General features: G+C 74.0%; 12 protein-coding genes. 7 read left to right on the top strand and 5 right to left on the bottom strand.

The annotated features are described in order from the left end of the window. Positions 1-109 precede the first annotated feature (109 nt). Positions 110-1,126 carry an ornithine carbamoyltransferase gene (argF, locus tag SLAV_RS10060; protein ID WP_030238277.1) on the top strand — a complete coding sequence of 339 codons (1,017 nt, stop codon included), beginning with the start codon at positions 110-112 and terminating at the stop codon, positions 1,124-1,126. Between the two features lie 62 nt (positions 1,127-1,188). On the opposite strand, the gene SLAV_RS10055 is transcribed toward argF, so the two are convergent. After that, the gene (locus SLAV_RS10055) at positions 1,189-1,611 is read right to left on the bottom strand and encodes an ATP-binding protein (RefSeq protein WP_030238280.1); all 423 of its coding nucleotides are present in this window, start codon (positions 1,609-1,611) and stop codon (positions 1,189-1,191) included. Between the two features lie 218 nt (positions 1,612-1,829). On the opposite strand from SLAV_RS10055, the gene SLAV_RS10050 reads away from it, so the two are divergent. After that, on the top strand, positions 1,830-2,657 hold the full coding sequence (locus tag SLAV_RS10050) for an enoyl-CoA hydratase family protein (protein WP_030238282.1): 828 nt from the start codon (positions 1,830-1,832) through the stop codon (positions 2,655-2,657). Between the two features lie 4 nt (positions 2,658-2,661). Then, positions 2,662-5,013: a bifunctional salicylyl-CoA 5-hydroxylase/oxidoreductase gene (locus SLAV_RS10045; RefSeq protein WP_030238293.1), complete on the top strand. Its 2,352-nt coding sequence runs from the start codon at positions 2,662-2,664 to the stop codon at positions 5,011-5,013. Between the two features lie 22 nt (positions 5,014-5,035). Here the strand turns inward: SLAV_RS10045 and SLAV_RS10040 are convergent, their stop codons facing one another. The 3 genes from SLAV_RS10040 to SLAV_RS10030 form a co-directional block, all read right to left on the bottom strand. Continuing rightward, positions 5,036-5,875, bottom strand: a complete 840-nt coding sequence (locus SLAV_RS10040) for a GNAT family N-acetyltransferase (protein ID WP_030238296.1) — start codon at positions 5,873-5,875, stop codon at positions 5,036-5,038. Between the two features lie 283 nt (positions 5,876-6,158). Then, a complete protein-coding gene (locus SLAV_RS10035; protein ID WP_030238298.1) occupies positions 6,159-6,959 on the bottom strand; it encodes a PaaX family transcriptional regulator in 801 nt (266 codons plus the stop codon). A 4-nt stretch (positions 6,960-6,963) separates the two neighbouring features. Beyond that, a complete protein-coding gene (locus tag SLAV_RS10030) occupies positions 6,964-8,583 on the bottom strand; it encodes an AMP-binding protein (protein ID WP_030238301.1) in 1,620 nt (539 codons plus the stop codon). Positions 8,584-8,726: 143 nt separating this feature from the next. Here SLAV_RS10030 and SLAV_RS10025 point away from each other — a divergent pair, with 143 nt between their 5' ends. Both SLAV_RS10025 and SLAV_RS10020 read left to right on the top strand, forming a co-directional pair. After that, positions 8,727-9,848 carry an acyl-CoA dehydrogenase family protein gene (locus SLAV_RS10025; RefSeq protein ID WP_030238302.1) on the top strand — a complete coding sequence of 374 codons (1,122 nt, stop codon included), beginning with the start codon at positions 8,727-8,729 and terminating at the stop codon, positions 9,846-9,848. Further along, the gene (locus tag SLAV_RS10020; protein ID WP_030238305.1) at positions 9,845-10,243 is read left to right on the top strand and encodes a RidA family protein; all 399 of its coding nucleotides are present in this window, start codon (positions 9,845-9,847) and stop codon (positions 10,241-10,243) included. The genes SLAV_RS10025 and SLAV_RS10020 overlap by 4 nt, the downstream gene beginning before the upstream one ends. 69 nt (positions 10,244-10,312) lie before the next feature. Here SLAV_RS10020 and SLAV_RS10015 read toward each other — a convergent pair whose 3' ends face one another. Next, the gene (locus SLAV_RS10015) at positions 10,313-11,692 is read right to left on the bottom strand and encodes an aminopeptidase P family protein (protein ID WP_030238307.1); all 1,380 of its coding nucleotides are present in this window, start codon (positions 11,690-11,692) and stop codon (positions 10,313-10,315) included. Positions 11,693-11,864: 172 nt separating this feature from the next. Between SLAV_RS10015 and SLAV_RS10010 the strand changes: the two genes are divergently transcribed. Then, entirely contained in the window at positions 11,865-14,288 is a 2,424-nt protein-coding gene (locus SLAV_RS10010) for a collagenase (protein ID WP_030238310.1), read from the top strand. 103 nt (positions 14,289-14,391) lie between these two features. Further along, entirely contained in the window at positions 14,392-15,549 is a 1,158-nt protein-coding gene (locus SLAV_RS10005) for an NAD(P)/FAD-dependent oxidoreductase (protein ID WP_030238312.1), read from the top strand. The last annotated feature ends 241 nt before the right edge of the window (positions 15,550-15,790 follow it).

Here is a 15,790-nt window from a genome sequence, read left to right as displayed (position 1 = left end):
TCCGGCGCCGTGTGATCCGGGGCGGATGACCAGGCCGGACTGTATATCAATGCAGAGGATCGTATAGACTTCCAGCATCCCCTGTCAGCGTCACCCTGGAGTGTCCCCCATGGCCACCGACCTCTTCGGCCGCAGTTTCCTCAAGGAGCTCGACTTCACCGCCGCCGAGTTCCGCGGTCTGGTCGAGCTCGCCGCCGAACTCAAGGCCGCCAAGAAGGCCGGGACCGAGCAGCGCCGCCTCCAGGGCAAGAACATCGCGCTGATCTTCGAGAAGACCTCGACGCGCACCCGCTGCGCCTTCGAGGTCGCCGCCGCCGACCAGGGTGCCCACACGGTCTACCTCGACCCCACCGGCTCCCAGATGGGCCACAAGGAGTCCGTCCGGGACACGGCCCGGGTGCTCGGCCGGATGTTCGACGGGATCGAGTACCGGGGCGACAGCCAGGACGCCGTCGAGGAGCTCGCCGCGCACTCGGGCGTCCCGGTCTTCAACGGCCTCACCGACGACTGGCACCCCACCCAGATGCTCGCCGACGTGCTCACGATGACCGAGCACAGCGACAAGCCGCTGGAGCACATCGCCTTCGCCTACCTCGGCGACGCCCGCTTCAACATGGGCAACTCCTACCTGGTCACCGGCGCGCTGCTGGGCATGGACGTCCGGATCGTCGCGCCGAAGGCGTACTGGCCGGCCGAGGCCGTCGTGGCGCGGGCCCGGGAGCTGGCCGCGGCCAGCGGGGCCCGGATCACCCTCACCGAGGAGGTCGCCGAGGGCGTGGCCCAGGCCGACTTCGTGGCCACGGACGTCTGGGTGTCGATGGGCGAGCCCAAGGAGGTCTGGGACGAGCGGATCGCGGCCCTGGTCCCGTACGCCGTCACCATGGACGTGCTGCGCGCGACCGGGAACCCGGACGTGAAGTTCCTGCACTGCCTGCCCGCCTACCACGACCTGGGCACCAAGGTGGCCCGCGAGGTCCACGAGCGGCACGGGCTGGACTCGCTGGAGGTCACGGACGAGGTGTTCGAATCGGTCCACTCCGTCGTCTTCGACGAGGCCGAGAACCGGCTGCACACCATCAAGGCCGTCCTCGTGGCGCTGCTCGCCGGGTCCGCGGCCGGGGCGTAGTCCCCGGGTCCGCGGTCGGGGCGTGGTGGCCGGGGCGTCGTGGCCGCCCCCCGTCCGCGCCGTCAGGGGGTCGCGGCGCGGCCCGGCAGGGTGAACCACACGGCCTTCCCGCGCGCGGTGCGCCGGTGGCCGCAGGCGGAGCTGAGGGTCCGGATCAGCAGCAGGCCCCGGCCGTGCTCCTGCCAGGGGTCGGGCGGGGTGTCGTCGGGGCGGGCGGCGAGATCGCCCGGCGGGCGCGGGTCGCCGTCGTGCACCTCCACCTGGCAGCCGTTCGCCAGCAGCTCCACGACCAGCTCGATGGGGGCTCCGCCGCCGGAGGTGTGCTCCACGGCGTTCGCGACCAGTTCCGCGGTCAGCAGCTCCGCGGTGTCCCGGTCGGCCGAGGGGCCGCCGTCCGTGAGGGCGGTGCGGACCAGGGCGCGCGCGAGGGGCACGGCGGCGGTGGAGTGCGGGAGGGCGATCCGCCAGGCGGAGGCGTCGGGCAAAGCGGATCCGTCCGTTCCGGGATCGTCGCGGGAGCGTGGAGGGGCGGTGCTGCGGGAGTCGCTCCGGTGGCGCCCGGGTGAACTCCCGCTTTCAACGATACGAAGTGGAATTCCGGCTCCGTAGGGCACCCCGGCCGGGTCCTGGCCGACGGGCCGTCGCACCCTCCCGTGTCGCGTTTCCGTGACGGTGGTCACGAGTCGGTGATACCGTCGGTTCCGTGAGCCCCTTCACCGGTTCCACCCCATCGACCGAACGGTGGCGCAACCTGCGGGTGACCCGGCAGGACGGTGTCGCCACCGTGACCCTCGACCGCCCCGAGAAGCTGAACGCGCTCACCTTCGGCGCCTACGCCGACCTGCGCGACCTGCTCGCCGAACTGTCCCGCGAACGTTCCGTACGCGCCCTCGTGCTCGCCGGCGAGGGCCGTGGCTTCTGCTCCGGCGGGGACGTGGACGAGATCATCGGTGCCACCCTCGCCATGGACACCGCCCAGCTCCTCGACTTCAACCGGATGACCGGCCAGGTGGTCCGGGCCGTCCGCGAATGCCCCTTCCCGGTGATCGCCGCCGTGCACGGGGTGGCCGCCGGGGCCGGAGCCGTGCTGGCCCTCGCCGCCGACTTCCGGATCGCGGACCCCACCGCCCGGTTCGCCTTCCTCTTCACCCGCGTCGGCCTCTCCGGCGGGGACATGGGCGCCGCCTACCTGCTGCCCCGGGTCGTCGGCCTCGGCCACGCCACCCGGCTGCTGATGCTCGGAGAACCCGTACGCGCCCCCGAGGCGGAGCGGATCGGCCTGCTCAGCGAGCTGGTCGACGAGGGCAAGGCCGACGCCCGGGCCGCCGAACTGGCCGCCCACCTCGCCGCCGGACCCGCCCTCGCGTACGCGCAGACCAAGGCCCTGCTGACGGCGGAACTGGACATGCCGCTGGCCGCCTCGGTCGAACTCGACGCCAACACCCAGGCGCTGCTGATGCACGGCGAGGACTACGCGGAGTTCCACGCGGCCTTCACCGGGAAGCGGCCGCCGCGCTGGAAGGGCAGGTAACGCCATGCGGGTCGCCGTCGTGGGCGGGGGACCGGGGGGACTGTACGCCGCCGCGCTGCTGGCACGGCAGGGACACCACGTGGAGGTCTGGGAAAGGGGCGCCCCCGAGGACACCTTCGGCTTCGGCGTCGTGCTCTCCGACGAGACCCTCGGCGGCATCGAACGCGCCGACACGGTCGTGCACGCGGCCCTCGGCGCCGAGTTCGTGCGCTGGGACGACGTCGAGGTCGTCCACCGGGGCCGGCTGCTCACCTCCGGCGGCCACGGCTTCGCCGCGCTCGGCCGGCGCCGGCTGCTGGAGATCCTCCACGAGCGCTGCGCGGGCCTCGGGGTCCGGATCCGCTTCCGCACCCCGGCCCCCGACGTGGACGAGCTGGCCCGTACGCACGACCTGGTCGTCGCGGCGGACGGGGTGCACAGCACGACCCGGGAGAACGGCGCGGCGCACTTCCGTCCCACCGTCACCGAAGGGCGCTGCCGCTACATCTGGCTGGCCGCCGACTTCGCCTTCGAAGCCTTCCGCTTCGAGATCGCGGAGACCGCGCACGGGGTGATGCAGCTGCACGCCTACCCGTACTCCGACGACTCCTCGACCGTGATCGTCGAGATGCGGGAGGAGGCGTGGCGCGCCGCGGGCTTCGACCTGTGCGACGAGCAGGAGTCCGCCTCCCGGTGCGCCAAGATCTTCAGCGAGGCCCTGCGCGGCAGGCCGCTGCGCGGCAACCGCTCCGCGTGGACCCGCTTCCGCACCGTCGAGAACGCGCGGTGGTCGCACGGGAACGTGGTCCTGCTCGGGGACGCCGCGCACACGGCCCACTTCTCCATCGGCTCCGGCACCAAGCTGGCCGTCGAGGACGCGCTGGCGCTCGCCGAGGCCCTGGCGGCCGTGCCAGGGGAGGAAGCGGGCGCGGCGGGAGCGGGCGCGGCGGGCCCGGCCCCGGACGGGGTCCCCGCGGCCGGGGTGGCACGGGCCCTGGCGGCGTACGAGGCGGCGCGGCGGCCCGCCGTGGCCAGCACCCAGCGGGCGGCGGCCGCCAGCATGCGGTGGTTCGAGGAGATCCAGGGCTACGTCGGCCAGCCGGCCCGGCAGTTCGCCTTCAACCTGCTGACCCGCAGCCGACGGGTGACGCACGAGAACCTGCGGCTGCGCGACGCCCGCTTCACGAGGGCGGTGGAGGAGGAGTTCGGCTGCCCGACGGGCGAGGTGGGTGAGGTGAGCGCGGCGGGCGAGGCGGGCGCTGGGGGCGCGGCGGGAACCCCGCCGATGTTCACGCCGTTCACCCTGCGGGGCCTGACCCTGCGCAACCGGGTCGTCGTCGCACCCATGGACATGTACTCGGCGCGGGACGGGGTGCCGGGTGACTTCCACCTGGTGCACCTCGGCGAGCGGGCCCTGGGCGGGGCCGGGCTCGTCATGACGGAGATGGTGTGCGTCAGCGCCGAGGGCCGGATCACCCCCGGCTGCACCGGCCTGTGGACCTCGGAGCAGACGGCCGCCTGGAAGCGGATCGTCGACTTCGTCCACACCTCCGCGCCGGGCACCGCCCTCGGCGTCCAGCTCGGGCACTCGGGCCGCAAGGGCTCGACGAGGGTCATGTGGGAGGGCATGGACGAGCCGCTGCCCGAGGGCAACTGGCCGCTCGTCGCCGCCTCCGCGCTGCCCTACCGGCCCGGCGTGTCGGCCGTTCCGCGCGCGCTGGACGCCGCCGACCTCGCCGTCCTGCGCTCCGACTTCGCGGCGGCCGCCGTGCGCGCCGCGGAATGCGGGTTCGACCTGCTGGAACTGCACTGCGCGCACGGCTACCTGCTGTCGGGGTTCCTGTCGCCGCTCACGAACCACCGGGACGACGCCTACGGCGGCCCCCTGGAGAACCGGCTGCGCTTCCCGCTGGAGGTCTTCGACGCGGTCCGTGCGGTGTGGCCCGGGGACCGCCCGATGACGGTCCGGATCTCGGCGACCGACTGGGCGCCCGGCGGCACCACGCCGGACGAGGCGGAGCGGATCGCCGCCGCCTTCGCCGCCCACGGCGCGGACGCCGTCGACGTGTCCACCGGCCAGGTCGTGTCCGACGAGACCCCGGAGTACGGGCGCTCCTACCAGACCCCCTACGCCGACCGGATCCGCAACGCGCTCGGTGTCCCCGTCATCGCCGTCGGCGCCATCTCCTCCTGGGACGACGTCAACTCCCTGCTGCTGGCCGGGCGCGCCGACCTGTGCGCCGTCGGCCGCCCGCACCTGTACGACCCGCACTGGACCCTGCACGCCGCGGCCGACCAGGGGTACGAGGGACCGGGCGCGCCCTGGCCCGCCCCCTACCGGGCCGGCAGCCGCAAGCCGCCGGCCGGGAAGGGGTAGCGGTGGCGGCGGGAGGGGGCGGTCAGAGCGCCTCCAGGTGGACGCGGTCCTCGACCGGGGTGTAGCCGAGGCGCTGGTAGATGCCGTTGCTGGTGGGGTTGGCGAGGTCGGTGAACAGCAGGACCTCGCGGGCGCCGGCCGCGTGGGCGGCTCCGGTCGCGGCGTGGGTGATCCCGGCGGCGTAGCCGCGGCCCCGGGCGGCGGGCGGGGTGTAGACGGGGCCGACGCGGGAGGCGCCGGCGATCGGGCGGGAGAACGCCGCCAGGGACACCGGGCCGCCGTCGTGCTCCCAGAGCAGGGCGCCGCCGTAGGAGAGCCGCTCGCGCAGGGCGGCTTCCGAGGCGCGGCCGGGCTGCTCCGTCTCCCGGTTGAACTCCCGGGTCCACTCCAGCAGGAGGGGCAGGTCCGCCTCGGCCGCGAGCCGGGGCCGTCCGGCCGGGGCGCGTTCCGGGGCCGTCAGGGTGCCGAGCCGGTAGAGCCGCAGCTCCTCCACGATCCGGGTCGGGCGCCCCCAGGCGGCGGCCAGCGTCAGGGCGTCCGTCCGGCGGGCGTTGATCCCGCTGATCCCGCTGAGCAGCGGGCCGGCCGTGAGCTCCGGGCCGAGGGCGCGGACCGCCTCCGGTGGCAGGGCGCCGAGCAGCACGGGGTAGGGCGGCGTGCGGAGCAGGGCGCCCGTGACGGTTCCGTCGGCGCCGGTCCACCAGCCGAAGACGGGGTCGGCGGTGCCGTGGGCGTGCAGGCCGCGCCGTTCCAGGGAGTCGGTGACGGTGAGCAGGCTGGTGTTGACCACCGGCCGTGCCGCCAACGCGGGGCGCGCGGCCGTCAGGTAGGCCGCCAGATCAGTGCTGAAGGTCCATGTCATGGCCCATCGTGGCGGGTGCCCGGAGCCGGGCGCACCCGAATTTCCGGGCTGCTCGCGGGGGCGCGCGGGGTGGTCCCGGGGCGCTCCCCCGGGTGGGGGAGAGGGTTCCCCCACGTGGGGGAAGCGGCGGTGCCGGGCCGCTGGGATCTTGGGAATGCGGCCGGATCACCGGCCGGTCCGGCGGCCCCACCGGGGCCCGGCAGGAGGAGGAACCATGAAGACCCGCACCCCGTGCGCGAAGCCGTACCGCCGCCCCGTCACGGCGGTCGGCCGCGGCCGGCCGCTACGTCCGCACGAAGCGGGCGCCCGCGTCCCGCAGCCGGGCGTGGAGCTCGGCGAAGACCGCCGCCGCCCGGTCGCCCGGCCAGTCCGCGGGGAGCAGCTCGCGGGGCAGTCCCGGGTCCGCGTAGGGCAGGCGGCGCCAGGAGTCCAGGGCGGTGAGGTGGGTGCGGTACGCGGCCTCCGGCGTGGGCTCGGGGCCCGACTGGAGGGCGCGCAGCGCCGGCTCGTGCAGGTCGAGGAACTCCTCGTGCTGCTTGGCCAGCGCCGTCAGGTCCCACCAGCGGGCCACCGCCTCGGCGGTGGGCGCGAAGCCGAGGTGGGAGCCGCGGAAGAGCTCGACGTAGGCCGTCAGGTGCAACCGCTCCAGCGTGTGCTCCGTCTCGCGGGCCAGCTGGGCCGGGGCGATCCACACGCCCGGGGCCACCGCCCCGAAGCCGAGCCGGGCGAGCCGGGAGCGCAGCAGGTGGCGTTTGTTCCGCTCCTGCTCCGGGACGGAGAAGACCGCGACGAGCCATTCCTCCGACACCTGAGGGGGGCCGTAGATCCGCCGGTCCCCGTCCTCCAGCAGCAGCCGGGCCTCCTCGGAGAGGTCGTAGGCGGCGGCGCCGTCCGCGGTCTTCGCGGGCACCAGGAAGCCGCGCCGCTTCAGCCGGGACACCGAGGAGCGGACGGAGGGCGCGTCGACGCCGGCCGCGCCCAGCAGGCGGACCAGCGCGGACACCGGGACGGGCCCTTCGAAGGTCCGCCCGTAGGCGCCGTAGAACGTGACGATCAGAGATCGCGGAGTGTGCTGCTCGACCACGGGTTCACTCTAGATCGCGCAGCCGGAAGCGCTGAAGTTTCCCGGTCGCCGTCCGGGGCAGCGCGGGCAGGAAGACGAAGGACCGCGGGCATTTGTGCGGGGCCAGTTCGGAGCGCATGTGGGTGCGCAGGAGGTCCTCGGTCAGCACCGCTCCGTCGCGCGCGACGACGTGGGCGACCACGATCTGCCCCCGGCGCTCGTCGGGGAGCCCGACCACCGCCGCCTCCACGACGTCGGGGTGGCGCAGCAGGGCCTCCTCCACCTCCGGGCCCGCGATGTTGTAGCCGGACGAGATGATCATGTCGTCGGCGCGGGCGACGTAGCGGAAGTAGCCGTCGGTGTCGCGGACGTAGGTGTCACCGGTCAGGTTCCAGCCGTCGCGGACGTACTCGCGCTGGCGCGGGTCGGCCAGGTAGCGGCAGCCGACCGGCCCGCGCACGGCCAGGAGCCCGGGTGCGCCGTCCGCCACGGGCCGGCCCGCGGGGTCCACGACCCGGGCCTCCCAGCCGGGAACCGCCCGGCCGGTGGCGCCGGGGCGGGCGTCCTCGTCGGCCGCGGAGATGAAGATGTGCAGCAGTTCGGTGGCCCCGATGCCGTTGATGATCCGCAGTCCGGTGCGCTCGTGCCAGGCCCGCCAGGTGGCGGCGGGCAGGTTCTCGCCGGCCGAGACGCAGCGGCGCAGCGCGGAGAGGTCGTAGGCGCCCGTGTCGTAGGGGCCCAGGGTGTCCAGCATCGAGCGGTAGGCGGTGGGAGCGGTGAAGAGGACCGTGACCCGGTGCTCGGCGAGCGCGGGGAGCAGTGCGCGAGGGGCGGCCTGTTCCAGCAGCAGCGCGCAGGCCCCGGCGCGCAGCGGGAAGACGACCAGTCCGCCGAGTCCGAAGGTGAACCCCAGCGGGGGACTGCCGGCGAACACGTCGTCGGGGCGGGGGCGCAGGAGATGGCGGGAGAACGTGTCGGCGACGGCGAGGAGGTCGCGGTGGAAGTGCATGCAGCCCTTGGGGCGGCCGGTGGTGCCGGAGGTGAAGGCGATCAGCGCCACGTCGTCGGCGGAGGTCTCGACGGCGGGATAGGGCTCCCGGTGGTTCTCGGCCAGCCGCAGCAGGTCGTCCGGAGAGTCCCCGCCGTAGGTGGCGATCCGCAGACCGGGCACCTCGGCCTTGACCAGGTCGTCCAGCACGTCGGCGTGACAGACGGCGTGGCCCACCTGGGCCATCGAGCACACCGTCGCCAGTTCCTGGGCGCGCTGCTGGGCCAGCACGGTGACGGCCACCCCGCCCGCCTTCATCACGGCCAGCCAGCAGGCGGCGAGCCACGGTCCGGTGGGTCCGCGCAGCAGCACCCGGTTGCCGGGGACCACGCCGAGGTCGACGGTGAGGACGTGGGCGAGCGAGTCGACGCGCTCGCGCAGCTCCCCGTACGACCACACCTCGCCCGAGGCCGAGCGGAAGGCGGGGCGGTCGGGGCCGAACCGGTCGACGGTGGCGTCGAGCAGTTCGGCGCCGCAGTTCAGCCGGTCCGGATAGGCCAGTTCGGGCAGCTCGAAGAGGAGCTCCGGCCAGGCGTCGGCGGGCGGCAGGTGTTCGCGCGCGAAGGTGTCGGTATGAGCGGAAGGCTTGAGCTCCAAGGCGGGTTCGCCCCCTTGCGACGTCCGGACGGGGTGGAGCCGGCCGTGCGGTGCGTCTTCCCGTTGACCCCGGGGAGCCGCCCCTAGAGCGTATCGTGATGGTGACGACAGTCAACAGGACGCGATAGGACTGGGGCATTCGGATGGCCGGATTCGCGCTCGGGGTGGACGAAGAGGAATGGTGCGGGCAGTTGCGCGCCCTGGCGGCGGGGCGGCTGCGGCCGCTCGCCGAGAAGGGTGAGCCCGGCCGGGTGAACCGGCCGCTGCTGGCGGCGCTCGGGGAGCTGGGGCTGCTGGACAAGGTGTTCGACTCCGGTGCGCTGGAGCTGTGCCTGCTGCGGGAATCGCTCGCCTACGGCTGCACCGAGGCGGAGACGGCCCTGGCCCTGCAGGGGCTGGGGGCGCACCCGGTGCTGAGGTCGGGCAGCGCGGAACAGCGCGAGCGGTGGCTGCCGGGGGTGCGGGAGGGCCGGCTGGTGGCGGCGTTCGCGCTCAGCGAGCCGGGCGCGGGCTCGGACGCGGCGGCCCTGGCGCTGGAGGCGGTCCCGGACGGGGCGGGATGGCGGCTCCACGGGCAGAAGTGCTGGATCTCCAACGCCCCCGAAGCCGATTTCTACACCGTCTTCGCCCGGACGGGTGAGGCGCCGGGCTCGCGGGGGGTCACCGCGTTCCTGGTCCCGGCGGACCGGCCGGGACTGAGTGGCGAGGCCCTCGACATGCTGTCGCCGCACCCCATCGGCTCGCTCTCCTTCGACGGGGTGCCGGTCGGCCGCGCCGACGTCCTGGGGGAGCCCGGGCAGGGGTTCCGGGTGGCGATGGAGACCCTGAACCTGTTCCGGCCGAGCGTGGGCGCCTTCGCGGTCGGCATGGCACGGGCGGCCCTGGACGCGACCCTCGCCCACACGGCCGGCCGCACCGCCTTCGGCGGGGTGCTGGCGGACCTCCAGGCCGTCGCCCACCGGGTCGCGGAGATGGCCACCCGCACCGAGGCCGCCCGGCTGCTCGTGTACGCGGCGGCCGGCGCCTACGACCGGGGCTCCCCGGACGTCCCCCGGCGGGCGGCCATGGCCAAGCTCCTGGCCACCGAGACGGCCCAGTACGTCGTGGACCACGCCGTCCAGCTGCACGGGGCGGTCGCGCTGCGCCGCGGCCACCTGCTGGAGCACCTGTACCGGGAGGTGCGGGCGCCCAGGATCTACGAGGGCGCGAGCGAGGTGCAGCGCACCCTCATCGCGAAGGAGCTCTACCGGAAGGCGGCGGGATGAGTCTGGAGCGGATCAACCCCGAGGAGCTGTCCCCGGCGACCGGCTTCTCCCACGCCGTCACCGCCACCGGGGGCCGGCTGGTGTTCCTGGCCGGCCAGACCGCGCTGGACGGCTCGGGCAAGGTCGTGGGGGAGACCCTGCCCGAGCAGTTCGAGCGGGCCCTCGCCAACCTGCTGACGGCCCTCGCGGCGGCCGGCGGGACCCCGGCGGACCTGGCGCGGGTGACGGTGTACGCGGTGGACGTGGCCGACTACCGGGAGCACGCCGGCGAGCTGGGCCGGATCTGGCGCCGGCTCGCGGGGCGCGAGTACCCCGCGATGGCGGTGGTCGGCGTGGTCCGCCTCTGGGACACGCAGGCCCTGCTCGAACTGGACGGCTTCGCGGTCCTCCCGTAGCCGGCCCGGCCCGGCCCCGGACCCCTTCCCGTTGCGGGGCGGGAGCCCGGGACGGGAAGGGCGGGGAGGTCAGGAGCCCGCGGAGTCCAGGAGGGTGCCCATCCACTCCTCCACGCCCGCGACCGTGCGCGGCAGGGCCCCCGACATGAGCCGTGCCCCGTCGGCGGTGATGACCAGGTCGTCCTCGATGCGCACGCTCACCCCGCGCAGCTCGGCCGGCAGCGTCTCGTCGTCCGGCTGGAGGTAGAGGCCCGGTTCGACGGTCAGGACCTGGCCCTCCTCCAGGACGCCCTCCAGGTACGTCTCGGCCCGCGCCTTCGCGCAGTCGTGGACGTCCAGCCCCAGCATGTGCCCGCTGCTGCACAGCGAGTACCGCCGGTGCAGATCGCCCTCGGCGTTCTTCAGCACGCCCCATTCCGCGAGCCCCTCGGCGATGACCTTCATGCCGGCCCGGTGGAAGTCCCCGAAGCTCGCCCCCGGCCGCAGCGCCGCGATGCCCGCCTCCTGCGCGGCCAGCACCAGTTCGTAGACCTGCCGCTGGACGGGGGAGAAGCGCCCGGACAGCGGGAGGGTGCGGGTGATGTCGGCCGTGTACAGGGTGTCGGTCTCCACGCCCGCGTCCAGCAGGAGCAGTTCGTTCCGGTCGAGCCGGCCGTCGTTGTGGATCCAGTGCAGGACGCCCGCGTGGGCTCCTGAGGCCGCGATCGTGTTGTAGCCGGTCCCGTTGCCCTCCGCCCGGGCGCGCAGTCCGAACACCCCCTCGATCCAGCGCTCCCCGCGCGGGTGCGCGAGCGCCTGCGGCAGGGCCCGTACGACGTCCTCGAAGCCGGCCGTGGTGTGGTCCACGGCAAGTTGCAGCTGGTCGACCTCCCACGCGTCCTTGACCAGCCGCAACTCGGACAGCGCGGCGGCCAGTTCGCCGTCCGTGGCGGCGTTGCGGGCCGTCGGCTCCCCGAGGGTGTCCAGGTGCGCGCAGCGGATGCCGGTCAGCCGCTCCGCCTCCGCGAGGTCCGGGCGGCGGCCCACCCAGAACTCGCCGTAGCGGCGGTCGCGGAAGAACTCCTCGTTCCCGTCGGCCCGGGGCGAGCGCGGCCTCAGGTACAGCACGGCCTCGTGCCCGCTCGGGCCGGACGGCTCCAGGACCAGGACGTGTCCGGCCTGGTCCTCGCCCGTCAGTCCGGTCAGCCAGGCGTACGCGCTGTGCGGCCGGAAGCGGAAGTCGGCGTCGTTGGAGCGGACCATCAGCTCGCCGGCCGGGATGAGCAGCCGCTCGCCGGGGAAACGCGCCGAGAGCCTGGCGCGGCGGGCCGGGGTGACGGCGTGCGAGGGGACACGGGCGGCGGCGGGGAGGGGGGTGGCCGCCCAGTTCCCGGCCATGAACCGTGACAACTCGGCTGATACGGGCAGGTCGTGACTGCCGGTGTTGAGGCGGGCGGCGGCGTCGCTCATGGAGGCTCCCTCAAGAAGGACCGAACTGATGGGCGCACAGGTCTTGCCAGTGCAATTTCACATTACTATGTTACAGCTCACACCGCGGCACGTTAATCCCCGTCAAACGCCGTGTGAAGCAGGGCAGTTCACGCACCATTTCCCCCACCTCCATCCCCACCAGGAGCTCTCGGTGTCCCAGCACAGAGTTGTGCGTACGTCCCTCCTCTCCGCCGCCGTTGCGGTCACCCTCCTCGCCACCGCCGGCCAGGCCGTGACCCAGGCCGCGGAGCGGGGCACCCCGGCCGCCGCGACCGGCGCCTCCGCCCCCGCCGCCTTCACCTCCGGAGCCCCCGGCGCCACCGGCACCACGACGCCGAACCCCTTCGACGAGGTCGACCACCGGGCCGACGCCCAGCAGCTCGTCCCGGCGCCCGCCCCCGCCCCCGGCGGCAAGGCCGTCACCGACGGCCGGGTGCCCGGCGCCGCCCCGGCCGTCTCGGCCCCGGGTTCCTCCGCGTCCGCCGAGCGCGCGGAGAAGAGCCGCCAGGCGGCCTCCGCCCAGGCCGCACCCACCGCGCGCAGCGTCGCCGCGGGCGTCCCCTGCACCCTTGACGGGGTCACCGGCCTCTCGCCGGAGCAGTTCGCCGACTTCCTCGCGGACCCGGCCGTCACCGCCGACGGCTGTCTGCGCAACCTCATCTGGACCTGGGACGCGCGCCTGGCGCCGGTCATGTCCGACGCCCACGTCCAGGCCGTCTCGCGCCGGATATCCGCCCTGGCCGCCGCCCACGACGGCCGCAACTCCTCCCACCTGGAGGAGATGTTCACCTACCTGCACGCCGTCGTGTACCACGACTACTCGCGCTCCGAGATCGACGTCACCGACGCCCCCACCGTCGACGCGATGCGCCGGGCCATCGCCGACTTCGGCGACGCCGCCCACACCTTCGACGTGACGGCCACCAACGCCCGCACCCTGCGCGAGGCCCTCTACGCCGGCAGCGCCCCCGGCCTGCGCCAGCACCAGCTCGGCCTCATCAAGCGGGTCCTGGCCACCATGGACCCGTCCCACCCGGCCACCAACCTCGACGCCGGCTGGGCGGGCGCCGCGCTCTCCGCGCTGTCCGTCAACTACCTGGGCGTCTACCCGGGCAACCAGGACGCCGCCTTCCACTCGGCGGTCGCGGGCGACGCCGCCTACCGCGCCACCTTCAAGGCCTTCGCCGGCTACACCCACCTCAAGGGCACGGTCAACGCCTGGGTGGTGCGCGACGCGATCAGCGAGTACGGCCGCTTCGGCCAGGTCAACGGCCTCAAGGACCAGGTGGTCGCGGACCTCGGCGCCATGCTGGCGCCGCTCAAGTCCACCTTCGGCACCGAGCCCTGGGCCAAGGCCGTCTCCTGGCTGAACCTCTACGAGGCCTGCAAGCCGTACGGGGTGTGCAAGGAGGACATCGAGAAGCAGCTCTTCCCGAACACCTACACCTACGACAACGGCGGCATCAAGGTCCGCACCGCCCTCGACCGGGCCACCGTCGACCAGCTCTACTACGCGAGCAAGCAGGTCAAGACGCAGTTCCACCGCGTCATCGGCACCGACCAGCCCCTGGCCGGCGACACGAACACCACCCTGAACATCGTGCTCTACGCCTCCCGCGCCGACTACGAGAACTACCACCCCCTCCTCACCGGCTACGGCACCAACAACGGCGGCATCTACATCGAGAACGGCGCCACCTTCTACACCTACCAGCGCCGCGTTCCGCAGGACTCCTCGCTCACCCTCGAAGAGCTCTTCCGCCACGAGTACACGCACTACCTCAACGGCCGCTTCGCCGTCCCGGGCTCCTTCGGCCAGGGCCCCTGGTACGAGGGCGACCGCACCACCGCCATGGACGAGGGCACCGCCGAGTTCTTCGACGGCTCCACCCGCGACAACGGCATCGCCGTCCGCAAGTCCCTGGTCCGGGGCGTCATCAACGACACCTCCGGCGGCGGTCCCCGCATGAGCGTCCAGCAGCTGCTCAACGCCACGTACGACGGCGACGGGTTCCGCTTCTACAACTACGCGGGCACGTTCTTCGAGTTCCTGTGGACCGAGAAGCCCTCCCTGCTGCGCGAGATGTACGGCCACCTGCGCGCCAACGACGTCGCGGGCTACGACGCCTGGCGCAACCGCATGGGGTCGGACACCTACCTCCAGCGCGACTACAACCGCTTCCTGGACGCGCAGATCGCCAAGGTGGACCAGCTCTACGTCCCGAACACCACCTTCACCGCCAACGACCAGCTGCGCGACTCCGCGCTCTCCTCGGTCAAGTCCGCCTTCGCGACGGCCACGTACAACACGCCGGACTGCGTGGAGAACGGCGACCCCGGCAAGCGCCGCTTCACCTGTACCGGCCGGATCACCGCGAACCTGTCGAACTGGCGCAGCGACGACCAGAACTTCAAGGACCTGTCCGAGACGGTGGACTACTTCATCCTCGACCGGGCGGGCGCGGCCTCCAACAACCTGGCCGACATGAACTGCTCCTTCGGTCCGCTGGAGATCTGGTCGAACAAGGTCGCGGGCACCTCCTCGTACAGCTGTGAGGGCCCCCTGCGCAGCTGACGGCCACCGGGCCGGTCCCGAGTCCCGCGGGGGGCGGGACCGGCCCGGGGCACACCCTCCGGCATGCCTAGGCAGCCCCTAAAGAATGTGACATATTACTGTCGTGTCCCAGAACCACTCCCCGGACGTCGTGATCATCGGCGCCGGTGTCGTCGGCGCCGCGTGCGCCTACTACGCGAGCCGCTCCGGACTGTCCGTGGCCGTCGTCGACCGCGGCCCCGTCGCGGGCGGCACGACCGGTGCCGGGGAGGGCAACCTGCTCGTCTCCGACAAGGAGGCCGGCCCCGAGCTCGACCTCGCGCTCCTGTCGGCCCGGCTGTGGCGGGAACTGGCGGCGGTCCTCCCGCCGGAGACCGAGTACGAGCCCAAGGGCGGCCTGGTCGTCGCCCCGGACGAGACCACCCTCAAGGCGCTCCGCACCTTCGCGGACGGCCAGCGCGCCGCCGGCGTGATCTCCACCGAGGTCGGACCGGAGGCCCTGCACGACCTGGAGCCGCACCTGGCCCCGGGGCAGGCGGGCGGCTTCCACTACCCCCAGGACGCCCAGGTCCACCCGGCCCAGGCGGCGGCCCGCCTGCTGGCCGCGTCCGGCGCCGAGTGCCACCTCGGCGAGGAGGTCACCGAAGTGCTCCTGCGGGGCGGCCGCGCCGTCGGCGTCCGCACGCCCCGCCGCACCCTGCACGCCCCGGCCGTGCTCAACGCGGCGGGCACCTGGGGCGGCCACATCGCCTCCCTGGCCGGGACCACCCTGCCCGTCATGCCGCGCCGGGGCTTCGTCCTGGTCACCGAGCCCCTGCCCCGGGTGGTCCGGCACAAGGTCTACGCCGCCGACTACATCGCCGACGTCGCCAGCGACTCCGCGGCCCTGCAGTCCTCGGCGGTGGTGGAGGGCACCCCGTCGGGCCCCGTCCTGATCGGCGCCACCCGCGAACGCGTCGGCTTCGACCGGACCCTGTCCACCGAGGCCCTGCGCCGCCTCGCCCGCCAGGCGGCGGCGCTCTTCCCGGTCCTGGCGGACACCCGCGTCCTGCGCACCTACCACGGCTTCCGCCCCTACCTCCCCGACCACCTCCCGGCGATCGGCCCCGACCCCCGGGTGCCGGGCCTCTTCCACGCCTGCGGCCACGAGGGCGCCGGCATCGGCCTGGCCCCGGCCACAGGCGCCCTCATCGCCGCCTCCCTGACCGATACCGACCCCGCCATGGACCCGACCCCCTTCCGCCCGGACCGCTTCGAGGCCCCCGAGGCGGCCCCGGGCTGAGTCCCGGACCAAGTTCCCGAACCCGAGGTCGGGGCGGCTCCCGGAGACGGTCCGCTCCCGAGGCCGGGGACGGGGTGGGGTGCTGTCCGGGACGTAAAGCGTGATTTGTTGGCGCACGCCACCGACCCGCCGACGCAGCCCCGGAGGGGGCGCCATAAATCATGCAGTCCCGGGCGGCACCCCGCCCCGGCCCCGGCCGACCCCGCCCGGCACGGGCACCACGCCCCCGATCCAACCCCCG

Origin of the sequence: Streptomyces lavendulae subsp. lavendulae (genome assembly GCF_002803845.1) — a bacterium.
Taxonomy (GTDB): Bacteria; Actinomycetota; Actinomycetes; order Streptomycetales; family Streptomycetaceae; genus Streptomyces; species Streptomyces lavendulae.
Note: the sequence above shows the minus strand (reverse complement) of the source record. Positions and strands in the feature narration are given on the sequence as shown.